The 23,151-nt window shown below is 61.5% G+C and carries 18 protein-coding genes and 3 tRNA genes; 18 read left to right on the top strand and 3 right to left on the bottom strand.

Translation table 11 applies throughout. From position 1 onward, the window contains the following. Positions 1–88 precede the first annotated feature (88 nt). The 14 genes from KBY02_RS15530 (at position 89) to KBY02_RS15465 (ending at position 13,616) form a co-directional block, all read left to right on the top strand. Positions 89–2,929 (top strand): FimV/HubP family polar landmark protein, encoded by a 2,841-nt coding sequence (locus KBY02_RS15530; RefSeq protein WP_116893477.1) that lies wholly within the window; start codon positions 89–91, stop codon positions 2,927–2,929. Positions 2,930–3,088: 159 nt separating this feature from the next. After that, positions 3,089–3,913 (top strand): tRNA pseudouridine(38-40) synthase TruA, encoded by an 825-nt coding sequence (truA, locus tag KBY02_RS15525; protein ID WP_004408281.1) that lies wholly within the window; start codon positions 3,089–3,091, stop codon positions 3,911–3,913. A gap of 61 nt (positions 3,914–3,974) precedes the next feature. Continuing rightward, positions 3,975–4,595 (top strand): phosphoribosylanthranilate isomerase, encoded by a 621-nt coding sequence (locus KBY02_RS15520; RefSeq protein WP_004408280.1) that lies wholly within the window; start codon positions 3,975–3,977, stop codon positions 4,593–4,595. Between the two features lie 252 nt (positions 4,596–4,847). After that, complete coding sequence (accD, locus tag KBY02_RS15515) at positions 4,848–5,768, top strand: acetyl-CoA carboxylase, carboxyltransferase subunit beta (RefSeq protein WP_003318491.1); 921 nt, start codon at positions 4,848–4,850, stop codon at positions 5,766–5,768. After that, the gene (gene folC / locus KBY02_RS15510) at positions 5,765–7,069 is read left to right on the top strand and encodes a bifunctional tetrahydrofolate synthase/dihydrofolate synthase (protein WP_096135941.1); all 1,305 of its coding nucleotides are present in this window, start codon (positions 5,765–5,767) and stop codon (positions 7,067–7,069) included. The genes accD and folC overlap by 4 nt, the downstream gene beginning before the upstream one ends. After that, the gene (locus KBY02_RS15505) at positions 7,053–7,709 is read left to right on the top strand and encodes an SPOR domain-containing protein (RefSeq protein WP_116893476.1); all 657 of its coding nucleotides are present in this window, start codon (positions 7,053–7,055) and stop codon (positions 7,707–7,709) included. Before folC ends, KBY02_RS15505 begins: the two co-directional genes overlap by 17 nt. A gap of 118 nt (positions 7,710–7,827) precedes the next feature. Next, complete coding sequence (locus tag KBY02_RS15500; protein WP_003318487.1) at positions 7,828–8,415, top strand: CvpA family protein; 588 nt, start codon at positions 7,828–7,830, stop codon at positions 8,413–8,415. Positions 8,416–8,427: 12 nt separating this feature from the next. Beyond that, entirely contained in the window at positions 8,428–9,936 is a 1,509-nt protein-coding gene (purF, locus tag KBY02_RS15495) for an amidophosphoribosyltransferase (RefSeq protein WP_003347797.1), read from the top strand. Positions 9,937–9,956: 20 nt separating this feature from the next. Next, positions 9,957–11,168, top strand: coding sequence for an O-succinylhomoserine sulfhydrylase (locus KBY02_RS15490; RefSeq protein WP_011267161.1), 1,212 nt, complete (start codon positions 9,957–9,959; stop codon positions 11,166–11,168). Further along, positions 11,165–11,983 (top strand): SDR family oxidoreductase, encoded by an 819-nt coding sequence (locus tag KBY02_RS15485; RefSeq protein ID WP_024641122.1) that lies wholly within the window; start codon positions 11,165–11,167, stop codon positions 11,981–11,983. The genes KBY02_RS15490 and KBY02_RS15485 overlap by 4 nt, the downstream gene beginning before the upstream one ends. A 149-nt stretch (positions 11,984–12,132) precedes the next feature. Then, positions 12,133–12,208 (top strand) — tRNA-Val (locus tag KBY02_RS15480). A 79-nt stretch (positions 12,209–12,287) separates the two neighbouring features. Next, positions 12,288–12,364: transfer RNA gene (locus KBY02_RS15475), tRNA-Asp, on the top strand. A 115-nt stretch (positions 12,365–12,479) separates the two neighbouring features. Beyond that, positions 12,480–12,556, top strand: a tRNA-Asp gene (locus tag KBY02_RS15470). A gap of 235 nt (positions 12,557–12,791) precedes the next feature. Continuing rightward, a complete protein-coding gene (locus KBY02_RS15465; protein WP_003397398.1) occupies positions 12,792–13,616 on the top strand; it encodes a DUF2242 domain-containing protein in 825 nt (274 codons plus the stop codon). Positions 13,617–13,838: 222 nt separating this feature from the next. Here the strand turns inward: KBY02_RS15465 and ilvA are convergent, their stop codons facing one another. Further along, positions 13,839–15,374, bottom strand: a complete 1,536-nt coding sequence (gene ilvA, locus KBY02_RS15460; RefSeq protein ID WP_080432858.1) for a threonine ammonia-lyase, biosynthetic — start codon at positions 15,372–15,374, stop codon at positions 13,839–13,841. A 315-nt stretch (positions 15,375–15,689) separates the two neighbouring features. Here ilvA and KBY02_RS15455 point away from each other — a divergent pair, with 315 nt between their 5' ends. Next, a complete protein-coding gene (locus KBY02_RS15455; protein ID WP_225650612.1) occupies positions 15,690–15,923 on the top strand; it encodes a hypothetical protein in 234 nt (77 codons plus the stop codon). A gap of 6 nt (positions 15,924–15,929) precedes the next feature. Here KBY02_RS15455 and KBY02_RS15450 read toward each other — a convergent pair whose 3' ends face one another. Together KBY02_RS15450 and KBY02_RS15445 are read right to left on the bottom strand one after the other, a co-directional pair. Then, positions 15,930–16,970 carry an AraC family transcriptional regulator gene (locus KBY02_RS15450; RefSeq protein WP_024650822.1) on the bottom strand — a complete coding sequence of 347 codons (1,041 nt, stop codon included), beginning with the start codon at positions 16,968–16,970 and terminating at the stop codon, positions 15,930–15,932. Between the two features lie 2 nt (positions 16,971–16,972). Further along, positions 16,973–18,106 (bottom strand): carbon-nitrogen hydrolase family protein, encoded by a 1,134-nt coding sequence (locus KBY02_RS15445; RefSeq protein ID WP_225650611.1) that lies wholly within the window; start codon positions 18,104–18,106, stop codon positions 16,973–16,975. A 207-nt stretch (positions 18,107–18,313) separates the two neighbouring features. On the opposite strand from KBY02_RS15445, the gene KBY02_RS15440 reads away from it, so the two are divergent. The 3 genes from KBY02_RS15440 (at position 18,314) to KBY02_RS15430 (ending at position 22,867) form a co-directional block, all read left to right on the top strand. After that, on the top strand, positions 18,314–20,353 hold the full coding sequence (locus KBY02_RS15440) for an NADPH-dependent 2,4-dienoyl-CoA reductase (RefSeq protein ID WP_024650821.1): 2,040 nt from the start codon (positions 18,314–18,316) through the stop codon (positions 20,351–20,353). Positions 20,354–20,437: 84 nt separating this feature from the next. Continuing rightward, on the top strand, positions 20,438–21,382 hold the full coding sequence (locus KBY02_RS15435; protein WP_032656534.1) for a 1-aminocyclopropane-1-carboxylate deaminase/D-cysteine desulfhydrase: 945 nt from the start codon (positions 20,438–20,440) through the stop codon (positions 21,380–21,382). Positions 21,383–21,529: 147 nt separating this feature from the next. Then, positions 21,530–22,867: an MFS transporter gene (locus KBY02_RS15430; protein WP_032656532.1), complete on the top strand. Its 1,338-nt coding sequence runs from the start codon at positions 21,530–21,532 to the stop codon at positions 22,865–22,867. Positions 22,868–23,151 lie beyond the last annotated feature (284 nt).

The following is a 23,151-nucleotide window of genomic DNA, read 5'->3' as shown; positions in this document are numbered from 1 at the left end:
AATAATTTTTTTAGCGGCGATACGCCTTACACCCAAATGCAGGACTACCTCCCCGGATCTCGGGGAATCTTTAAACAAGGGATGGGCTATGGTTCAGGTTCGTAAACTGGTATTAGCAATCGCTGCGGCATCAGCGCTGTCATCGGGTATGGCGCAGGCGCTGGGGCTCGGGGAATTGTCGGTCAAGTCGACCCTGAATCAGCCATTGGTAGCGGAAATCGAGTTGACCGAGGCGCAGGGGCTAAACGCAACGCAAGTTGTGCCCAGCCTGGCCACCACGGCCGACTTCGCGCAGGCGGGTGTGACCCGTCAGGCATTTCTCAACGATCTCACCTTTACCCCGGTTATCAATGCCAGCGGTAAAAGTGTCCTGCGCATTACATCCAGCAAGCCGGTGCGCGAGCCTTATGTGAAGTTTCTGGTTCAGGTGCTCTGGCCCAATGGCCGGTTGCTGCGTGAATACAGCCTTCTACTCGATCCGCCGAAATTCTCTCCCGAGGCAGCCGCTGCGGCCGCTGCCCCGGCCCCCGCTGCCGCGCCCGCTGCGCCTGCGCAACTGGCAACGGTAGCCCCTTCGGCAGAAGCGCCGGCAGCCGAGGCACCAGCGCCGGCACCGGCTGCCAACCCAGCCGCAGTGCCGCCGCCAGCCGCCGACAAGCAGTCGCAGTACGTCACCGCCAATAACGACACCTTGTGGGAAATTGCTGCGAAGGTGCGTACGGGCGGGACTGTCCAGCAAACCATGCTGGCGATTCAGGCGTTGAACCCGGATGCGTTCATTGGTGGCAACATCAACCGTCTGAAAAAGGGGCAGGTGCTGCGTCTTCCAACGCCGCAACAGACCACCGCGCTGCCGCAATCACAGGCAGTGGCAGAAGTTTCCCGCCAATACAGCGCCTGGCGTGAAGGTCGCCGTCTGCCGGCCGGTACCCGTCAGGTCGATGCTACCCGTCGTGACCGTGCGGGTGCGGCGCCTTCTAAAGTTGATACCTCCGACAACCTCAGCCTGGTTTCGGCAAGCGGCAAGCCTGCGGCGAAAGGTGCGGCGGGCGACGGTGACCTTGGCAACAAGCTGGCCGTGGCTCAGGAAGCGCTGGATACCACACGTCGCGACAATGCCGAGCTGAAAAGCCGCATGAACGACCTGCAAAGCCAGCTCGACAAGTTGCAGCGTCTGGTCGAGTTGAAAAACGGTCAGTTGGCCAAGATGCAGGCCGCTGGCGCCGCCGTGCCTCCTCCTGCCGCCACTCCTGATGCCGCGACGCCTGCCAATGCGGCAGTGCCTGCCTCGCTGGTCGACGCTAACGGTGCGCCGGTCAAACCGGCTGGCGAGATCGCGCCTGAAGATGCGCTGCCTGCCGGTGCTGCCGAAGTTGCGACGCCGGCGCCAGAGCAGCCGCTGGCGGTGGAGCCGGTTGCTGCAACTGACGAGGATGAGGATGCACTGCAGAAAGTCATCAACAACCCTGTGCTGCTTGGCCTGATCGGCGGTGCGGTGTTGCTGATTCTGGCCTTGCTGCTGTTGTTCCTGGCGCGTCGTCGCGCGGCGAAGGCCGAGGCCGAGAAGCACAAGCGCATGGCGCGTGCGCTGGCCGAGGAGTCTGATTTCGTCTCTGACATGGACATGAATGCACCGCCCGCCAGCTTCGACGGGCTTGATGTGCCGCCGCCCAACGTGCGTATGGGCGGCGCCGCAGCCGCCGCTGCCGGTCGTGAACGTCCTGCCGATCCGCTGGTTCAGGCCGAGATCCATATCGCTTACGGGCGTATGAATCAGGCGATCGAGTTGCTGGAAGAAGCCGTCAACGAAGACCCCAAGCGCGACGATATCCGTCTGAAACTGATGGAAATCTACGCCGAGCAGGGTAACAACAAAGCCTATGCCGCCCACGAACGTAAACTGGTGGCTGCGGGAAAGCTTGAAGCTGAGGTCGAGCAGCGGGAAGAACTTAACTCGACCATGAAGCCGGTGGCACCTGTTGCTGCGCCGCTGGCTTCTGAAGCCTCATCGGCTGCTCCTGCCGTCGCTGCAGCCGCCGCGGCGGCTACAACAGCCGCACTGGTTGCAGAGCTTGATGCCAAATATCTCGAAGAACTGCTGGCCGATGATGCGGCAGAGCAGGATGCCGAGCCTGAGCCTGAGCCCGAGCCCGAGCCCGAAATTGTTGCTACACCTGAACCTGAGCCGGCAGTAGTCGCGCCGCTGGCCGCAGAGCCTGTTGAAGAGGCAGACCCGTTCGATAACGATTTTGACTTGAGCCTGGACGAGTTCGAAGAACCGTCTGTGCCTGAAGTCTCTACTGTGAATGACATCGATGACCTGATGCTCGACGAGCCCAAGGTATCAGCGGTAGCGGATGACGAAGAGCTGAGCTTCGAGTCGGTCATGCAGCAGCAGGAAGAGGCCCGTGCAGCGACAACGCCGCAAGACCTTGCCGACTTCGACCTCGATCTGTCCGAGGAAGACCCGGCCCTCAAGAGCGAAGATGATTTCCTGCTCGGTCTTGGCGAGGATCCACTGGATTTGGGTGAAACCTCGCCTGTACCGCCGGTCAGTGATGACCTGGAGCTTCCAGAGGATTTCGACCTGTCGCTGGCGGACGAGATTGAAACCGATCAGGCAAGTCAGGCTTTCGCGACTGAAATCGATGACGTCAATGCCGAGCTTGAGCGTCTTTCGCAGAATCTTGAGCATCCGCCGCTCGATGAGCCGAGATTCACCGCCGAGGATGCGGCAGCGCTGGATGACGAGCCGGACTTCGACTTCATGGCCGGTACTGACGAAGCGGCGACCAAACTCGATCTGGCGCGTGCCTACATCGACATGGGCGATGCGGACGGCGCTCGGGATATTCTTGATGAGGTCGTCACCGAGGGCGATGACGGTCAGAAAAGCGAAGCGCGGGAGATGCTTTCGCGGCTGGCCTGATTCAACCCCGGCAACCTGCACACGGCCGCTTATGCGGCCGTTTGCATTTCAGATGTCCCGCTTGAGTAGCGTGTTTTTTTTGCGGCCGTATAATGGCCGACTTTTCGCGAACCGACAGGCTGTACCACTTTGGCGAATATAGATAACCCGGCCGCCGAGATGGCGGCCGAGGGCTTTTCCCGAATCGCGCTGGGCGTTGAATACAAGGGCTCGCGCTATTGCGGCTGGCAGCGTCAGGCGTCCGGCGTGCTGACCGTGCAGGAAACCCTTGAAGACGCGTTGTCAAAAGTGGCCGCGTCACCGGTTTCACTGATGTGTGCCGGTCGCACGGACGCGGGCGTGCATGCCTGCGGTCAGGTGGTGCATTTCGACACCCAGGCCGAGCGCAGCATGAAGGCCTGGGTCATGGGCGCCAATATCAATCTGCCCCATGATGTCAGTGTCACCTGGGCCAGAGTCATGCCCGCCACCTTTCATGCGCGCTTCAAGGCCATTGCCCGGCGTTATCGTTACGTGATCTACAACGATCAGATCCGTCCGGCGCACCTGAACCAGGAAATTACCTGGAACCACCGCCCGCTGGATGTCGAGCGCATGGCGCAGGCTGCCGAATATCTGGTGGGTACTCACGATTTCAGCGCCTTTCGCGCCGGTCAGTGTCAGGCCAAGTCGCCGGTCAAGCAGTTGCACCATCTGCGCGTGACCCGTCACGGCAAGATGATCGTCATCGATGTGCGCGCCAATGCCTTTCTTCATCATATGGTGCGCAATATCGCCGGTGTACTGATGACCATCGGTACCGGAGAGCGACCGATCGAGTGGGCGCGGGAGGTGCTGGAAAGCCGGATTCGGCGCACCGGTGGTGTCACGGCCCATCCTTACGGGTTGTATCTGGTCGGGGTTGAGTACCGTGATGAATTCCCGCTGCCCGAGCGCTATATCGGCCCCCATTTTCTTACGGGCTTTGCGGAATTGGACGGCTGACGATCCGGGCAGCATTTGCTAACATCCGGGACTTTCCGAAAAACCGGAGGTTACTCACGACATGTCAGCCGTTCGCAGCAAGATCTGCGGGATTACCCGCATAGAGGATGCACTGGCTGCCGCCGAGGCAGGTGCCGACGCGATCGGCTTGGTGTTCTACCCGAAAAGCCCGCGTGCGGTGACGGTATTGCAGGCGCGTGCCATTATTGCCGCGCTGCCGCCGTTCATCACCACGGTGGGCCTGTTCGTCAATGCCAGTCGCTGCGAGCTCAACGAGACACTGGATGCGGTTGCGCTGGACATGCTGCAGTTTCATGGCGATGAGACACCCGAGGAATGCGATGGGTATCATCGCCCGTACGTCAAGGCGCTGCGGGTCAAGGCCGGTGATGACATTGCCGGGGTCTGCCGGACCTATCGCAATGCACGCGGCGTGCTGCTCGATACCTACGTCGAAGGGGTGCCCGGCGGTACCGGAGAAACCTTCGATTGGGCATTGATTCCGGACGACCTGGACAAGCCGGTCATTCTGGCGGGCGGGCTGACGTCGGCCAATGTGGCGCAGGCCATCGCTCAGGTCCGGCCCTATGCCGTGGATGTCAGCGGCGGCGTTGAAAAGAGCAAGGGCATCAAGGATCGGGAGAAGATCCTGGCGTTCATGAGTGCGGTGCACGGTACCTGATGTGACGGCTATTGATCGGCCGCCGTCCATAAGCCTGTTCCCGCCACGAGACACGCGGGTCGAATCGAGTAAGCGGTGGTGCCACTGTGCAACGCCGTCGTTGTGAAAAATCGGGGTGAGGGGGGTGCAGGTCCGGCCGTGAGTCGATCGCTATCCTTTCATCGTCGTCCATATACGAATTTATCTGAGGGCATGCGACTGGTGTTTGATTTGTCAGTCGTTCGAGCCGCACCGGTACTGGAGATATAAAGCATGAGCAACTGGTTGGTAGACAAACTGATCCCATCGATCATGCGTTCCGAGGTCAAGAAGAGCTCGGTTCCCGAAGGCCTCTGGCACAAATGCCCGTCCTGTGAGGCGGTGCTGTATCGCCCTGAGCTGGAAAAGACCCTGGACGTCTGCCCCAAGTGCAACCACCACATGCGTATCGGCGCACGTGCACGACTGAACATTTTTCTGGACGTCGAAGGGCGCGAAGAGCTGGGTGCCGATCTTGAGCCGGTCGACCGTCTGAAATTCCGTGACGGCAAGAAGTACAAGGATCGCCTGACCGCTGCGCAGAAGCAGACCGGTGAAAAGGACGCGCTGATCTCCATGAGCGGCACCTTGCTGGGCATGCCGGTAGTGGCTTCGGCATTCGAATTCTCGTTCATGGGCGGCTCGATGGGTGCCATTGTCGGCGAGCGTTTCGTACGTGCCGCCAACTACGCGCTGGAAAATCGCTGCCCGTTCGTCTGCTTCGCCGCTTCCGGCGGTGCGCGGATGCAGGAAGCGCTGATCTCGCTGATGCAGATGGCCAAGACGTCCGCCGTTCTGGCGCGCCTTCGCGAAGAAGGGCTGCCGTTCATCTCGGTGCTGACCGATCCGGTCTACGGTGGCGTTTCCGCCAGCCTGGCCATGCTGGGTGACGTCATCGTCGCCGAGCCCAAGGCGCTGATTGGTTTCGCCGGTCCGCGGGTCATCGAGCAAACCGTTCGCGAGAAGCTGCCTGAAGGCTTCCAGCGCAGCGAATTCCTGCTGGATCACGGCGCTATCGACATGATCGTCTCGCGCAGCGAGCTTCGTCCGCGCCTGGGTAACCTGCTGGCACAGATGATGAACCTGCCGACCCCTCGTTTTGTCGCCCCCGTTATCGAGCCAATCGTCGTCCCGCCGGCCCCTGCGACGATATGACTTCTACGTCCCTGAGCGACTGGCTCGCTTACCTGGAGCAACTGCATCCGTCTGCCATCGACATGGGGCTGGACCGGTCTCGACAGGTGGCGCTGCAGCTGGGGCTTACCCGCCCGGCGCGCCGGGTGATCACGGTGACGGGCACCAACGGCAAGGGTTCAACCTGCGCCTTTGTCGCCGCCTTGTTGCAGGCTCAGGGTCTGAAGGTCGGTGTCTACAGTTCCCCGCATCTGATTCGCTATAACGAGCGGGTAAAGGTGCAGGGCGTCGAGGCAACCGACCTGGAGTTATGCGATGCCTTCGCTGCGGTCGAAGCTGCCCGCGGCGACGTCACCCTGACTTATTTCGAAATGGGCACGCTGGCGGCATTCTGGCTGTTCGAGCAGGCCCGGCTCGATGCGGTCGTTCTGGAAGTCGGTCTGGGCGGTCGCCTGGATGCGGTCAATCTCGTCGATGCGGATATGGCGCTGGTCACCAGTATCGGGGTCGATCATGCCGAGTACCTGGGCGACACCCGTGAGTCGGTCGCCTTCGAGAAAGCCGGGATCTTTCGCGCAGGTTGTCCTGCGCTGTGCGGTGATCCGGCGCCACCCGAGCCGCTGCTGGCCAAAGCCCGCGAGCTGGGCTGTCCGTTGTTGTTGTGTGGCCGGGATTTCGATCTTTCCATAGGCGATGACAGCTGGGACTGGCGCGGTGTCGCTCACGGCGAACAGATCGAGCTGCGCGGTCTGCCGCTGCTCGACCTGCCCATGCAGAATGCAGCGCTGGCGCTTCAGGCCTTCGCCCTGCTGGGGTATCCATTGCAACCGGATGCGACAGGCAAGGTACTTGCCGAGACCCGGCTCGCCGGTCGTCTCGATCGCAGGGTCGTCAAGTGGCACGGCAAGTCGCTCAACCTGCTGCTGGATGTAGGCCATAACTCCCACGCGGCACAGTTTTTGGGGCAGCGCCTGGCGCGGCAGCCGGTTGGCGGCAAGCGTCGTGCGGTGTTTGGCCTGCTCAGCGACAAGGATCTCGACGGTGTGGTCGCGCACCTGGCGCCGGTCATTGAAGAGTGGGCCGTTGCGCCGCTTCCGACCTCGCGCAGCCGGCCGGCAGAGGAGTTGCAGACGGCCTTGCAGAACCTTGGGGCCCGCGTGACGTCCTATCAGAGTATCGCGTTGGCGCTGGAAGCTCAGTGTGCGCATGCCACGCCCGATGACGAGATTCTGCTGTTCGGTTCATTTTACTGTGTTGCCGAGGCCCTGGAATGGTTGGCCCGGTACACCGATGAGGACGCTGCAAATGGCTTTGCTGGATAACGTATTCAAGCAGCGAATGGTGGGAGCACTGGTGCTGATCGCCGTGGCGGTCATCTTCCTGCCCATGCTTTTCACGCGTGAAGATGAAACACGTCAGGTGCAGGTCGAGGCCCCAGCCGCGCCCCAGGCGCCCGCGGCTTCGCAGGTGCGGGTCGATCCGGTGCCTGTTCCGGAGCCTCAGGTTCTGCCTCAGGAGCCTGTGCCGGGTGACGATGACATGAGCAGCAGCCAGCCGCCTTCCATGCCGATCGCGCCTGCGCCGACCGCCCAGACCGCACCTGCCGCTCCGGCCTCCAAACCAGCTGCCAAACCGGCACCTGCACCGGCGACAGCGGCTGCACCTGCGGCCCCCGCGGCCCCCGCCAAACCTGCGGCACCTGCTGGCGTCGACGCCAACGGCCTGTCGATCAGCTGGTCGGTGCAGTTGGCGAGCATGTCCAATCGTGCGAATGCCGACAATCTGCAAAAGACGCTGCGCACCCAGGGCTACAACGCCTACATTCGCACCGCTGATGGCGTGAACCGGGTGTTTGTCGGCCCGCTCATCGAGCGCGCCGAGGCTGATCGCCTGCGCGATCAGCTCGATAAACAGCAAAAGCTCAAGGGCATTGTGGTGCGCTTTCAGCCCGAGCGCGGTTGACCGTTCGGCACCTGGTGCCCCTGGCACAAAGGAAAATGCCTCGCGCCGGTAATCGCTGCTTACCGGCAGGCGGGCGCTCTGCTAAAATGCGCCGCCTTATCCGTCTGCAGGCTGCAACGTGCCATTTACTCCGGTTGACTGGGCAATTCTCGGAATTGTCGCCATCTCCGCCCTGATCAGTCTGAAGCGCGGCTTCGTAAAAGAAGCACTGTCGTTGACGACGTGGATCATTGCAGGTGTTGTGGCCTGGATGTTTGGCGCAGGGCTGTCGCAGTATCTGGTCAATTACATAGAAACACCTTCGGCCCGCGTGATCGCGAGCTGTACCATTCTTTTTGTCGCCACCCTGCTGGTAGGCGCCATGGTCAATTTTCTGATAGGCGAGCTGATTCGCGTCACCGGGCTTTCCGGGACCGATCGTTTTCTCGGCATGGTCTTCGGCGCAGCGCGCGGAGGCCTGCTTGTCGTTGTGGCGGTAGGGCTGTTGAGCCTGGGGCCGGTGCAACAGGATCAATGGTGGCAGCAGTCCAGGCTGGTGCCGCAATTTCTCATGGTCGCTGACTGGTCGAAAAACCTGATTCTCGGGATGTCCAGCAAGTGGCTCGCCAGCGGCATCAGCGTACCCGCTGACATGCCGTTCAAGGAACAGATCCTGCCGTCTACAATGCCGCAGGATGTGCTCGGTAAATCCAGTTCCACTAAGTAGGGGTTGTGTCGCATGTGTGGCATCGTCGGTATCGTCGGCAAGTCGAACGTCAATCAGGCGCTGTATGACGCGCTTACCGTCCTCCAGCACCGCGGCCAGGACGCTGCCGGTATCGTAACCAGCCATGATGGCCGGTTATTCCTGCGCAAGGACAACGGATTGGTGCGCGATGTGTTTCATCAACGTCATATGCAGCGTCTGGTCGGGCATATGGGCATCGGTCATGTGCGTTACCCCACCGCGGGCAGTTCGACGTCGGCCGAGGCTCAGCCGTTCTACGTCAACTCGCCTTACGGCATCACGCTGGCGCACAACGGCAACCTCACCAACGTCGAGCAGCTGGCCAAGGAAATTTACGAATCCGACCTGCGCCATGTGAACACCAATTCCGATTCGGAAGTGCTGCTCAACGTGTTCGCCCATGAACTGGCCGTGCGTGGCAAGTTGCAGCCAACCGAAGAGGATATCTTCGCGGCCGTGACCGACGTGCACAATCGCTGCCGCGGTGGTTATGCGGTCGTGGCCATGATCACCGGCTACGGTATCGTCGGCTTCCGTGACCCGGACGCCATTCGTCCTATCGTGTTCGGCCAGCGTCACACCGACGAAGGTGTCGAGTACATGATCGCCTCGGAAAGCGTATCGCTGGACGTGCTGGGCTTTACCCTGATTCGCGACCTTGCACCGGGCGAAGCGGTCTACATCACCGAAGACGGCAAGCTGCACACCCGTCAATGCGCGGCCAACCCCAAGTACGCACCGTGCATCTTCGAGCACGTCTATCTGGCGCGCCCGGATTCGATCATCGACGGCATCTCGGTCTACAAGGCGCGCCTGCGCATGGGCGAGAAGCTGGCCGACAAGATCCTGCGCGAGCGTCCGGATCACGATATCGACGTGGTCATCCCGATTCCGGACACCAGCCGTACTGCGGCGCTGGAGCTGGCCAACCATCTGGGCGTCAAGTTCCGCGAAGGCTTCGTCAAGAACCGTTACATCGGCCGGACCTTCATCATGCCGGGCCAGGCTGCGCGCAAGAAATCCGTACGCCAGAAGCTCAACGCCATCGAGCTGGAGTTCCGCGGCAAGAACGTGATGCTGGTGGATGACTCCATCGTACGCGGCACCACCTGCAAGCAGATCATCCAGATGGCCCGCGAAGCCGGTGCCAAGAATGTCTACTTCTGTTCTGCAGCCCCGGCTGTGCGCTACCCCAACGTCTACGGCATCGACATGCCGAGTGCTCACGAGCTGATTGCCCACAACCGCACCACGCAGGACGTGGCCGACCTCATCGGTGCCGACTGGCTGGTCTATCAGGATCTGAATGACCTGATCGAAGCGGTCAGCGGCAGCAAGAAAATCAAGATCGACAACTTCGATTGCTCGGTTTTCGACGGCAAGTACGTGACCGGCGACATCGACGAGCATTATTTGAACCGGATCGAGAGCGCGCGTAATGACGCCTCCAAGATCAAGACTCAGGCAGTGAGCGCGATCATCGATCTGTACAACAACTAATTGGGCAAGGAGTGGGCGGCATGACTCAGGAATGGGATGCAGGTCGGCTGGACAGCGACCTTGAAGGCGTAGGTTTCGATACCCTAGCCGTACGTGCCGGGCATCACCGCACACCGGAAGGAGAGCATGGCGAGCCCATGTTCTTCACCTCCAGTTACGTATTTCGCACCGCCGCCGACGCGGCTGCGCGTTTCTCCGGTGAGGTGCCGGGCAACGTCTACTCGCGTTACACCAACCCGACGGTGCGTTCGTTCGAAGAGCGCATTGCCGCACTGGAAGGTGCCGAGCAGGCCGTCGCTACGGCGACCGGCATGGCGGCAACCCTGGCTGTGGTGATGAGCCTGTGCAGCGCCGGTGATCATGTGCTGGTGTCACGCAGCGTCTTCGGCTCGACCATCAGCCTGTTCGACAAGTACTTCAAGCGCTTTGGTGTCGAGGTGGATTACGTTCCTCTCGCCGATCTGAGCGGCTGGGACGCGGCGATCAAGCCCAACACCAAAATGCTCTTCGTCGAATCGCCGTCCAATCCCCTGGCTGAGCTGGTCGACATCGCGGCGCTGGCCGAGATCGCCCACGCCAAGGGCGCGATGCTGATCGTCGACAACTGTTTCTGCACGCCGGCCTTGCAGCAGCCGCTGTTGCTGGGCGCTGATATTGTCGTGCATTCGGCCACCAAGTTCATCGACGGCCAGGGCCGTTGCATGGGCGGCGTGGTTGCCGGGCGCAGCGAGCAGATGAAAGAAGTGGTCGGCTTCCTGCGTACTGCCGGGCCGACGCTCAGCCCGTTCAACGCGTGGATCTTCCTTAAGGGCCTCGAAACCCTGAACCTGCGGATGCGCGCTCACTGTGCCAATGCTCAGGCACTGGCCGAGTGGCTCGAGCAGCAGGACGGCATCGAAAAAGTCCATTACGCCGGACTGAAGAGTCACCCGCAGCACGAGTTGGCCCAGCGTCAGCAAAAGGGTTTCGGCGCTGTGGTGAGCTTCGAGGTCAAGGGCGGCAAGGACGGCGCATGGCGCTTCATCGATGCCACACGACTGATTTCGATCACTGCCAACCTGGGTGACAGCAAAACCACGATCACTCACCCGAGTACCACCTCTCACGGTCGCCTGGCACCTCAGGAGCGTGAAGCCGCAGGTATTCGCGACAGCCTGATTCGGGTTGCAGTGGGGCTGGAAGACCTGGCTGACCTGCAGGCTGACCTGGCTCGTGGTCTGGCGGCGTTGTGAGTAGCGAGGCCAGCAATCCGGCCAGTGGCAAGCCGGGCGAGGAGTGGGCGTTGAAATTTGCCAGTGTCCACAACGGTCGTGTCGCTCTGGTGACCGGTGCCGCTCGCGGTATCGGGCTCGGCATTGCAGCGTGGCTGATTGCCGAAGGCTGGCAAGTGGTGCTGACCGATCTGGATCGTGCGCGTGGCTCGAAAGTGGCTGGTGCGCTGGGTGAAAATGCCCTGTTCATTGCCATGGACGTTGCCAGTGAAGAGCAGGTCGCAGCGGGCGTGGCCGAGGTGCTTCGCCAGTTCGGTCGTCTCGATGCGCTGGTGTGCAACGCTGCGATCGCCGATCCGCACAACACGACGCTGGAAAGCCTTGAGCTGTCGCACTGGAACCGTGTGCTGGCAGTCAACCTCGGCGGTCCGATGCTGCTGGCCAAGCATTGTGCGCCATACCTGCGTGCGCATTGCGGCAGCATCGTCAACCTGACCTCCACACGCTCTCGCCAGTCGGAGGCCGACACCGAAGCTTATGCAGCCAGCAAGGGCGGTCTTATGGCGCTGACACATGCGCTGGCGATCAGCCTGGGGCCGGAGATTCGTGTCAACGCTGTCAGCCCTGGCTGGATCGACGCGCGTGACCCCTCGTTGCGCAGAGCCGAGCCGTTGTCCGAGACCGATCATGCCCAGCACCCGGCCGGCAGAGTAGGGACGGTCGAGGACGTTGCAGCGATGGTTGTCTGGCTGTTGTCCAGAAACGCCGGTTTCGTGACTGGGCAGGAGTTCGTGGTCGACGGCGGCATGACGCGCAAGATGGTGTACGCCGAGTAGTTTGCGCGGGCGAGCTTCGATTGAGCTATTGCTTGTGCTTTTGGTGTGTGGTGAGGGTTTTGTGATTGAGGCGGTTTTTAAAAAACTTCAATCAGGCTATTGACTTAGGTTCGTTAGGTGCGTAAATTTCGCGGCCTCAACGAAGCAAAGGGTGATTAGCTCAGCTGGGAGAGCAGCTGCCTTACAAGCAGCGGGTCGGCGGTTCGATCCCGTCATCACCCACCATCGTTGAGTTTGAAAGCTGAAGTACGAGGGCTTTCAAAAGTGATTTTACAAAGCTTATACGGACGCAAGTCCACAATGCGCAGCGGTAGTTCAGTCGGTTAGAATACCGGCCTGTCACGCCGGGGGTCGCGGGTTCGAGTCCCGTCCGCTGCGCCATATTTGTAAAGATCGGGTTCGCCGGGTCTGCGATTGAAAAGCCCAAGGGTCTTTCAGTCACGTGTACAGGAAGCAGCCTACCCAAGGTTTGTTTCAAACAGGTTTACAGCGATACGCAGCGGTAGTTCAGTCGGTTAGAATACCGGCCTGTCACGCCGGGGGTCGCGGGTTCGAGTCCCGTCCGCTGCGCCATACACCGCTTCAAGGCCCTTGAACTCCTTGAAGCAAACAAGAAAGCGGCCCTAGGGTCGCTTTTTTGTTGTCTGCGTTTTGTGTGTCTGCGAGCCGGGGTTCGTGCGCCTGGGCATGGGTTGTATCCAAATCCTTTTGAACTGTACGTTGATCCAGCGTCGACCTTGTTGCAGACTTACCGCCATTTACCAGTTCGCAGTCTTGCTGGCAGTCTTTTCCTTCCTCAGGATTTTCGATGTTTAAGCTACTGAACGTTCGTACCGCCTTCTGGATTTCTGCCGTGTTGATGGCAGCCGGCTGTTCATCGCCCAAGCAGGCGGTTTACGATCATGAACACTTCGACGACGCCGGAACCTTCTCCCGAAGCTATCCTGCGACCGACATGGCTTACTGCGAGGCAGGGCGGCGTGCCTTGCTTAGTCAGGGCTATATCATTACCAGCAGCGACCCGAAGATGATTGCCGGCCGCAAGAGCTTCCAGCAGACCGGCGATACGCATATCGAGATCAGCTTCAATCTGGTGTGTGCCGCCGATGCGAAGGATGGCAATTCCACCATGTTTGCCAACGCCCTGCAGGACCGTTACGCGCTGAAGAAAACCAACAACTCGGCCAGCCTCGGTGTAGGCGTGCTGGGCTCCGTGTCGATGCCGATAGGCTCTACTGACGACTCGATGGTCAAGGTCGCCAGCGAGACCGTCTCGTCAGCGAAGTTCTACGAACGCTTTTTCGGTCTGGTGGAAAACTTCCTGCCGCCTGAAGTGAAAAAGGCTGCGCATATTGTCGAGAAGCCCAAGGCCGACCTGGGTGTGCCTGACACCGCTCCCGCAGCCCCGGCGGCTCCCGCCAAGGCTGCCGAGCCTGCGAAGCTGGCGCCTGCGTCGTCAGAAAACGCGCCGAAGGCCGAGCATGCTGCCGAACCGGTTACGCCTGCTGCAAGCGAACCTGTGCCTGCGCCGTCTGAACCGGCTTCGTTCAAGGCAGAAACGGTCGAAACGCCGGCCGCAGAACCTGCAGAAAGTACCACTCCCACGCCAGTCGAGCCCGCCCCGGCGCAGTAAAGTGTGGTGCGGAGCGTCGGTAACGAAGCCTGTCTTGCCCACGCTCCGCGTCCTGCCCTTGTGACGCAGAGCGTCACGAACTGCATTCCCACGCTGGAGCGTGAGGAACGATAGTCGTCAGGGATAACACCATCGTGCCCATGCTCCGCGTGGGTATGCCGGTCTGGACGCTCTGCGTCCTCTTGTGACGCGGAGCGTGAGGAACGAGAGATATCCTCGGCCTCAGCCCAGAAACAACCGGTAAGCCGGGTTCTCGCTTTCATCCCAGTACCGGTAACCAATCTCATCCAGCGCAGCACCGACCAGATGCCGCTCTTCCTCCGGCACCACCAGCCCGGCAACCACTCGGCCATCGGCTGCGCCGTGGTTGCGGTAGTGGAACATGGAGATGGTCCAGCGCCCGCCCAGGCGGTTGAGGAAGTTGAACAGCGCGCCCGGTCGCTCCGGGAACTCGAAGCGCAGCACCACTTCATCGTCGACCCGCTCGGCATGCCCGCCGACCATGTGGCGGATGTGCAGTTTGGCCAGTTCGTTGTCTGTCAGGTCCAGCACCGGGAAGCCTTGCCCGGTCAGGCTGGCGATCAGGGCGCTGCGTGGGTCGTTCTCGGGATGGGTCTGCACGCCGACGAAGATGTGCGCCTCGCGGTCGGTGTGATAGCGGTAGTTGAATTCGGTGATCTGCCGCTTGCCGATGGCCTCGCAGAACGCCTTGAAGCTGCCCGGTTGCTCGGGGATGGTCACGGCAATGATCGCCTCGCGGCCTTCGCCCAGTTCGGCGCGTTCGGCCACGTGCCGCAAGCGGTCGAAGTTGACGTTGGCCCCGGAATCAATCGCCACCAGCGTCTGGCCGCTGACGCCGCGCTGCTCGACATATTTCTTGATCCCGGCCACGCCCAGCGCGCCGGACGGCTCGGTGATCGAGCGAGTATCGTCGTAAATATCCTTGATCGCCGCGCAGATCTCGTCGGTGCTGACGGTGATCACTTCATCGACATAATGGCGGCACACTTCAAAGGTGTGATGGCCGATCTGCGCGACCGCCACGCCATCGGCAAACAGCCCGACCTGGCTCAACACCACGCGCTCCCCGGCGGCCATCGCCGCCTGCAGGCAGTTGGAATCGTCCGGCTCGACGCCGATCACCTTGATCTCCGGGCGCAGGTATTTCACGTAAGCCGCGATACCGGCAATCAGACCGCCACCCCCGACCGGAACAAAGATCGCATCCAGCTGACCCGGTTGCTGACGAAGGATCTCCATCGCCACAGTGCCTTGCCCGGCGATGGTGTCAGGGTCGTCATACGGATGGATGTAGACGAAACCTTGTTCGTCGACCAGCTTCAGCGAGTAGGCCAGCGCTTCCGGGAACGAATCGCCGTGCAGCACCACGGTGGCCCCCCGCGAGCGCACGCCCTCGACCTTGATCTCCGGCGTGGTGCGCGGCATGACGATGGTCGCCTTGATCCCCAGCTCACGCGCCGCCAGCGCCAGGCCCTGGGCATGATTGCCTGCCGAGGCCGTCACCACGCCCCGTGCGGTCTGCTCTGCGGGCAATTGTGCGAGCTTGTTGTACGCACCGCGAATTTTGAACGAGAACACCGGCTGCAGGTCTTCGCGCTTGAGCAGCACCTGATTGCCCAGCCGTTCGGACAGCTGGCGAGCGCCTTGCAGCGGCGTTTCGATGGCAACGTCGTAGACGCGCGAGGTGAGGATTTTGCGCGCGTAATAGTTGAGCAGAGCGTGCGGGGCCTGGCTCATCGCATCGCCTCTTCATACGTCGTGCCTGGATACCCGGCGAACGCGCGCGGCAGACCGATAATCAGGTCCAGAGAAGCGAGAAGGGCGATAGAGCGAGGGATGGCGATCATGTCTGACTCCTGATTCGGCAATTGTTGCCCGGGAGACAGAAGAAACCCGCCTCCAGGGCGGGTTTTTGGCAAACGTCGGCTAACCCGCCATGACTGGAATGACGGTAATAATCTGGCCGAGGTTGTGCTTGATGAGGTTCATGAGCAGGAGGTTAGGTCGACACTGGCATGCAAGTCAATAGCGCCCGTCAGCTACGGGGGTGACGTGAATACTGAATCGACCACGGTCTTTTTCGTCTGTTTGACAGGAATCAACATTTTTATTTCACATTGGCACTTTAATGTTGATCTTGCGGTCAGTTATTTCAGCTTTGATTATCACCCCCACTCACTCAGCCAAGAGGACGAAGAAATGGACGAATACCAGGAAGAACTACTCGAATACCGTGCATCGGAACTGGACCCGGTAGAGCCTGCCGACGACGCTACCGAACTGTGAACGGCTTCATGCGCTTTGACGCTGGCTGCGGCGGAACTCTCCCGGAGTCTGCCCGTTCCAGCGTTTGAAGGCGCGTTGAAAGGCTTCGGCAGAAGCGAATCCCAGCAGGTAGGCGATCTCCCCGAACGCCAGTTCAGTGTCGCGAATGTACGTCATTGCCAGGTCGCGCCGCGTGCCATTGAGCACTGCGCGAAAGCAGGTACCTTCCTCGGCCAGCTTGCGACGCAGCGTCCAGGTCGGCAGTTTGAGCCTTGCTGCCACTTCCTCCAGATCCGGTTCACTTCCGCCGTTCAATAACGGCCCCAGCAATTGAATGATGCGTTCACGCAGGCTGCGGGTGCGGGTCTGTTGTTCCAGTTCGCTTTCGCACAACTGCAACAGGTGCCGCCAGGTGCTTGGGCAATGGTCGGGGTTGCGCAATGCCAGGCTGGTCTGGTCCAGACGCAGTTGGTTGGTCGCCGCGCCAAACACCACCGGGTTATCACTCAGTACGGCGTATTGCGCGGCATAGTCAGGCGCTTCGAATTCGATCTCGACGCGTTGTGCGCGCAGTTCGGTGCCTGCCAGCGTGGAAAGCTGAGCCAGCCAGCCAGCTAAAATCGAGTCCACCACAAACCTGTTGTAAGCGTTATAGGGGCTGATTGAATAGAAGCGCATCCAGGCGCCGCCCGCGTCCTCATGGAAGCTCGACTGACCGCGATAATTGGAGCCATACAAGGGTTCAAAGCGGATCAGGGTGCGTGCCGCCTCGCGCACGTTGGGTGCCTGGGCCGCGGTGATACCGGCCAGACCTGCCTGCGCGAAACGACTCAGCTGGCCCATGCGCAAGCCCAGCCCGGGCTGGCCGGTCAGCTGGATGGCAGCGTGTCCCAGGCGCATGTAGCGCGGGATCGACAGCCGCGCCCGCGCCTGGCTCAGGCGAATCGGGTCAAGACCGTACTGCTCCAGCAGCGCGTCAGGGTTCCTGTCGAAACTGTTGACCGCATCGCTCAGGCTCTGGATGAAACCCACTGACAGATCACCCAGGCGCAGGGTCAGGGTCGGCATCGTCAAAGCCAGAGGTTGATCAGGCGCGCACCGCCAGCGGCAGCATTTTCCTGCTGCGGCTCGGCGATCGTCTGCCCAGCGTGGCTGGCAAAACTTTGCCCGGCCACGCCCTGACTCCAGAACTGCCCGCGCATGAACACGCTGATCCCGGCTTGCGCAGTGCTTTGCGGAACACGCCCGGTCAACGTCAGGTGATGCCAGGCTTCGCCCTCGCTGGGCGTGTCGGTCGGCACGTCGATGTCTGTATGCCTTGGCTTGCGCCACGGTTCGGACCAGGCGGCCTTGCCGATGACGAAGGCCGGCACTGCAATCAGTTGCGCACCGTTCTGGTTCAGGCGCGCGTAATTATCCGGGTACCAGCTGTCGCTGCCGATCAGCACACCCAAGCGCCCGGCCGGGGTGTCGATCACATTCAACGGTGCGTCGCTTGCCGTGCGCACATAACGCTTCTGATAGCGCTCGGGGTACAACTGACGCTGCGGCTGACCGAGCGGCAGCCCATCGCTGCCAAACGTCAGGCTGCTGTTATACAGCGCGCCACTGCCGACTTTCAGTTGGCCATCTTCAACGCTGGGATCGGGCAGCACAATCGAGCCTGCCACCAGTGTGACGCCGAACTCTCTGGCCAGGCCGCCAAACAGTGTCTGATAGTCCCGCGCCATCGATCGGGCCTTGATCCGCAGGTGGGCGTCATCCAGACGGTCCCTGCCTTCGGCCCCCAGGATCGCCGTGATAAATTGCAACGGATTGCTCCACGACAGCCATTCCATGGCGTCATCCAGCGTGGTGGCTTGATAGAGCTGATCCTTCTCGCCACTGGCGAACAGCCAGGTGCCGATATGTTCCGGCAGTACCACCACCGTGCGTGGGTTGATCAGCCCCTTGTCACGGGCCTGTTGCAAATAAGCGGCGAGCTTGCGGTGCAGTCGCTCGGTGTTCTGGTAATCAGTCGGAAACAGTTCGGGCTCGATCCCCAGCAGGTTGCCGCGCTCACCGGGCTGGCCTTCATTGATGGCCAGACGAATGCGCAGATCGGACAGGTAGTGACCCGCCGGACGTTGATCGGTCCAGATCGCGTAGCTGACGAGGCTGGCAACGCTCAGCAGAACCAGGCAGATGGCGAAGAGTTTGCGCATAAAAAGATCGAATGACGGCCATCGGGAAATTGTCGACTAGGGTAGGGCGGCGTCAGGCGCTTGCCAAGTGCCACTGCGCGTTTGGATCAATAACTTGTCACTTTCGGTCATTGAGTGTGTGGCGGGATGCGTCTTTACTGGTGCCCATGAACCAGAGGACCCGCAGAGGTCCTTGCTATTCCGTGATTGACTCGATGGAGCTTCGCCATGACTGCTGCTCATTATCCGCACCTGCTGGCCCCGCTGGACCTGGGCTTCACGACCTTGCGCAACCGCACCCTGATGGGCTCGATGCACACCGGTCTCGAAGAGCGGCCGGGCGGCTTCGAGCGCATGGCGACCTATTTTGCCGAACGCGCCCGTGGCGGGGTCGGGCTGATGGTCACCGGCGGCATCGCGCCCAACGAAGAGGGCGGGGTGTATGACGGCGCGGCAAAACTCACCAACGCCGAAGAAGCGGAGCGCCATCGTATCGTGACCCAGGCGGTCCATGACGCTGGCGGCAAGATCTGCCTGCAGATCCTGCATGCCGGTCGCTACGCCTACAGCCGCAAGCAGGTCGCGCCTAGCGCCATTCAGGCGCCGATCAACCCGTTTACGCCGCGAGAGCTGGATGAAGAGGGCATCGAAAAGCAGATCGCTGATTTCGTGACCTGCTCGACACTGGCCCGCAGTGCCGGTTATGACGGTGTCGAAATCATGGGCTCGGAAGGCTACTTCATCAATCAGTTCCTGGCCGCGCATACCAACCACCGGACCGACCGTTGGGGCGGCAGCTATGAAAACCGCATGCGGCTGGCGGTCGAGATCGTCAGGCGCGTGCGTGAGGCGGTCGGGGCGCAGTTCATCATCATCTTTCGCCTGTCGATGCTCGATCTTGTGGAAGGCGGCAGCAGTTGGGAAGAAATCGTCGAGCTGGCCAAGGCGGTCGAGCAGGCCGGTGCAACCCTGATCAACACCGGCATCGGCTGGCATGAAGCGCGCATTCCGACCATCGCCACCAAGGTGCCGCGCGCCGCATTCAGTAAGGTCACTGCGAAACTGCGCGGCTCGGTTAGCATCCCGCTGATTACCACCAACCGGATCAATACCCCGGAAGTTGCCGAGCGCATTCTCAGCGAAGGTGATGCGGACATGGTCTCGATGGCTCGTCCGTTTCTGGCCGATCCCGAGTTCGTCAACAAGGCCGCTGCGGGCCATGCCGAACGCATCAACACCTGCATCGGCTGCAACCAGGCCTGCCTCGACCACACCTTCGGCGGCAAGCTGACCAGCTGTCTGGTCAATCCGCGTGCCTGCCACGAGACCGAGCTCAATTACCTGCCCACCCTGCAGATCAGGAAAATTGCCGTAGTGGGTGCCGGGCCTGCCGGTCTGGCCGCGGCGACCGTCGCCGCACAGCGCGGGCATGAGGTGACGCTGTTCGATTCGGCCAGCGAAATCGGCGGCCAGTTCAATATCGCCAAGCGCGTGCCGGGCAAGGAGGAGTTCGCCGAAACGCTGCGTTACTTCCGCAACAAAGTGCAGGAGACGGGTGTTCAGTTACGTCTTGGCAATCGGGTAAAGGCTGCAGACCTGCTGGACGCAGGCTTTGACGAGGTGATTCTGGCGACCGGCATCGCGCCGCGCACACCGGCCATCCCCGGCATCGATAACCCCATGGTGTTGAGCTATCTGGACGTCATATTGCAGCGCAAGCCGGTCGGACGCCGCGTGGCGGTGATAGGCGCGGGTGGTATCGGTTTCGATGTGTCGGAATTTCTCGTGCATCAGGGTGTGGCCACCAGTCTGGATCGCGAGGCTTTCTGGAAAGAGTGGGGCATCGATACGACGTTGCAGGCTCGCGGCGGTGTCGCCGGGGTCAAACCCGAAGTCCACGCGCCGGCACGCCAGGTGTTTCTGTTGCAGCGCAAGAGCTCCAAGGTGGGCGACGGCCTGGGCAAAACCACCGGCTGGATTCACCGCACGGGGCTCAAGAACAAACAGGTGCAGATGCTCAATGCCGTTCAGTACCTGAAAATCGACGATGCAGGGCTGCATATTCGCATCGGCGAAGACGGCGAGGAAAAGCTGCTGGCGGTGGATAACGTAGTGATCTGTGCCGGGCAGGACCCGTTGCGTGAGCTGTATGACGATCTGCTCAACGCCGGGCAAAGCGTGCACCTGATTGGCGGCGCGGATGTTGCCGCAGAGCTGGACGCCAAGCGGGCCATCGACCAGGGCTCACGTCTGGCCGCCACTCTGTGACAGACAATGCCTGATCAAGGGTTTTGCAACGCAGCCTGCTGACCGGCGAAGACCCTGAAACGGCTTGTCTGTAAACTGCGGCGCATGATGCTCGACGCCCTCGGCTGGCAACCCACTGCTCCCCTGGAACGCTTGAACCTGCCCTGGCTGCAAGACGCCGGGGTCGAGGTTGCGATCCTGCGCCTGGACCTTATCGACGCGCTGATCAGCGGTAACAAATGGTTCAAGCTCAGCGAGCACCTCAGTCTGGCTGTTGATTCGGGGGCCGAGGGGTTGATCAGCCTCGGCGGCGCACATTCCAATCATCTGCATGCCCTGGCCGCTGCAGGCAAACGCTTCGGTTTCCCGACGGTCGGCCTGTTGCGCGGTCATGCCCAGCAGACGCCAACGGTGCTCGATCTGCAGGCTTTCGGCATGCAACTGCACTGGCTGGGTTATGCCGGCTATCGTGAGCGGCATGCTGCGGGCTTCTGGTCGCCGTGGCAGGCCCGCTATCCCGGTCTTTATCCGATTGCCGAAGGCGGTGGCGGGCTTGCCGGTGCATTGGGTTGCGGTCGGTTGCGGGCAATGCTCGACGCGCAGCTCGGGCACCTGGGCTGGGACGATTACCACGGATGGTGGTTGGCGGCAGGCACCGGCACCACGCTGGTCGGCTTGCTGTTGGCAGAGGCGGGCGCCCGGCCGGTGTATGGGGCGATGGCTGTGCCCGAGGATCACGGGGTCGCGCAAAACATCATCGCGGTGCTGAATGAGGCGGCCGGTGCGCAAACCGATGTCGCGCCGCGCCTGCCACCCACTTGTATTCTGCTCGATGCCAGCCGCGGCGGTTTCGCCAGAACCGACGCGGCGCTGCTCGGTTTCATTGCCGACAGCGAGGCACAGAGCGGTGTACCTCTGGAGCCGCTGTACACCGGCAAGGCGTTGCTGGCCCTGCATGATGAAGTGCTGGCCGGTCGTTTCGCGCCCGGCACCCGGCTGGTCTTCGTCCACACCGGCGGCCTTCAGGGGCGGCGTGCGATGGGCCTGTAAGCCACGTGGCAGAGCCTTTGGCATGAATTCTGCGCAGAACGATGCGAGACGTCGGCCCTGACTACGTGGATGACACTTCTGGAGAGGGGCATCCGGGTCGCTGTCTCGATAATCGATCCATTCCAGATCAACACGCCGAGGCCCGCCATGACCACTACTACCGTAGAGCAAGTCGACCCTGCCACGCTGAAAAAAGTCATCGTCGCTGCGGCCATCGGCAACTTCGTCGAGTGGTTCGATTTTGCCGTCTATGGATTTCTGGCGACGACGATCGCGCTGCAGTTTTTCCCCAGCGGCGACAGCAGTGCAGCGTTGTTGAAAACCTTTGCCGTGTTCGCCGTGGCCTTTGCATTCAGACCGCTGGGCGGGATTTTCTTCGGCATGCTGGGTGACCGGATCGGGCGCAAGAAAACCCTGGCCATGACCATCCTGCTGATGGCCGGCGCCACCACACTGATCGGCCTGTTGCCGACCTATGCCGCGATCGGTGTGATGGCACCGGTGCTGCTGACCATCATTCGCTGTGCGCAGGGTTTCTCGGCCGGCGGCGAGTATGCCGGTGCCTGCGCGTACCTCATGGAGCACGCGCCGCGCACGCAACGTGCCTGGTACGGCAGCTTCGTTCCGGTCTCGACGTTCTCCGCATTCGCTGCTGCGGCGGTGGTGGCTTACGCACTGGAGTCGTTTCTGTCGACCGAGGCCATGGGCAACTGGGGCTGGCGTCTGCCGTTTCTGATTGCTGCGCCGCTGGGGCTGGTCGGGCTGTACCTGCGCTGGAAGCTCGATGAAACCCCGGCGTTTCAGGCGGTTGCTCAAGAACACGACGTGGCTCACTCGCCGCTCAAGGATACCTTGCGCCATCACGCCGCGGCGATGTGCTGTCTGGGCGCATTCGTGTCACTGACGGCGTTGTCGTTCTACATGTTCACCACCTACTTCGCGACCTACCTGCAAGTGGCCGGTGGACTGAGCAGGGCAACGGCGCTGCTGGTCTCGTTGATCGCGCTGGCCTTCGCCGCCGCCCTCTGCCCACTGGCCGGTGCCTATTCGGATCGGGTAGGGCGCCGGGTCACCATGGCAACGGCCTGCATTCTGTTGATGGTCGTGGTGGTTCCATCATTCCTGATGGCCAGCTCCGGCTCGTTCATCGCCTCGATCATCGGCGTCATGCTGCTCGCCGTGGGCGCAGTGCTGTGTGGCGTGGTAACAGCCGCACTGCTGTCGGAAACCTTTCCCACCCGTACCCGCTACACCGCCTCGGCGATCACCTACAACATGGCCTACACCCTGTTCGGCGGCACCGCGCCGCTGATGGCAACCTGGCTGATCAGCATGACCGGCAGCAACCTGTCGCCCGCGTTCTACCTCATCGCCGTGGCAGCACTGGCAATGGCCGGCGGCATGGCCCTGCCGGAAACCTCGAAAATATCGTTGCATGATGTACCTGTTACAGGCGAGGAACCGGTGGTGGGGTCAATTGCCTGAGGGCAGAGGCCGGAAACGAACATGGCTCGCATCGCAGAGCGCCGTGTGACGCAGAGCGTCACGAACTGCATTCCAACGCGGAGCATGGGAACGATAGTCAACAGAATCCCATGTCTTACGCGCAGCCACTGGCGCAAAAGCGCTTTTCAACCGCGATGTTACTGACGACGCAGAGTGCGACGTTAGTGATGGCTGAGTCCTGGCGCTGATCCGGGGGTAGCCTGGCAGGACGCCAGGCTAGCCGCACCGCGCCATGGATGGCGCGTTGCGGCGACCCCCGGATC

The organism is Pseudomonas sp. P129 (genome assembly GCF_020312195.1).
GTDB lineage: Bacteria > Pseudomonadota > Gammaproteobacteria > Pseudomonadales > Pseudomonadaceae > Aquipseudomonas > Aquipseudomonas fragariae.
This window is presented reverse-complemented; position numbering and strand designations above follow the sequence as displayed.

Bases quoted from the DNA above. Each gene is read 5' to 3' on its own strand.
- KBY02_RS15465 (WP_003397398.1), top strand. From the start codon at position 12,792: ATGTTTAAGCTACTGAACGTTCGTACCGCCTTCTGGATTTCTGCCGTG.
- truA (WP_004408281.1), top strand. From the start codon at position 3,089: ATGGCGGCCGAGGGCTTTTCCCGAATCGCGCTGGGCGTTGAATACAAG.
- KBY02_RS15520 (WP_004408280.1), top strand. From the start codon at position 3,975: ATGTCAGCCGTTCGCAGCAAGATCTGCGGGATTACCCGCATAGAGGAT.
- KBY02_RS15435 (WP_032656534.1), top strand. From the start codon at position 20,438: ATGATGCTCGACGCCCTCGGCTGGCAACCCACTGCTCCCCTGGAACGC.
- KBY02_RS15450 (WP_024650822.1), bottom strand. From the start codon at position 16,970: ATGCCGACCCTGACCCTGCGCCTGGGTGATCTGTCAGTGGGTTTCATC.
- purF (WP_003347797.1), top strand. From the start codon at position 8,428: ATGTGTGGCATCGTCGGTATCGTCGGCAAGTCGAACGTCAATCAGGCG.
- accD (WP_003318491.1), top strand. From the start codon at position 4,848: ATGAGCAACTGGTTGGTAGACAAACTGATCCCATCGATCATGCGTTCC.
- KBY02_RS15430 (WP_032656532.1), top strand. From the start codon at position 21,530: ATGACCACTACTACCGTAGAGCAAGTCGACCCTGCCACGCTGAAAAAA.
- folC (WP_096135941.1), top strand. From the start codon at position 5,765: ATGACTTCTACGTCCCTGAGCGACTGGCTCGCTTACCTGGAGCAACTG.
- KBY02_RS15490 (WP_011267161.1), top strand. From the start codon at position 9,957: ATGACTCAGGAATGGGATGCAGGTCGGCTGGACAGCGACCTTGAAGGC.
- KBY02_RS15505 (WP_116893476.1), top strand. From the start codon at position 7,053: ATGGCTTTGCTGGATAACGTATTCAAGCAGCGAATGGTGGGAGCACTG.
- KBY02_RS15445 (WP_225650611.1), bottom strand. From the start codon at position 18,106: ATGCGCAAACTCTTCGCCATCTGCCTGGTTCTGCTGAGCGTTGCCAGC.
- KBY02_RS15530 (WP_116893477.1), top strand. From the start codon at position 89: ATGGTTCAGGTTCGTAAACTGGTATTAGCAATCGCTGCGGCATCAGCG.
- ilvA (WP_080432858.1), bottom strand. From the start codon at position 15,374: ATGAGCCAGGCCCCGCACGCTCTGCTCAACTATTACGCGCGCAAAATC.
- KBY02_RS15440 (WP_024650821.1), top strand. From the start codon at position 18,314: ATGACTGCTGCTCATTATCCGCACCTGCTGGCCCCGCTGGACCTGGGC.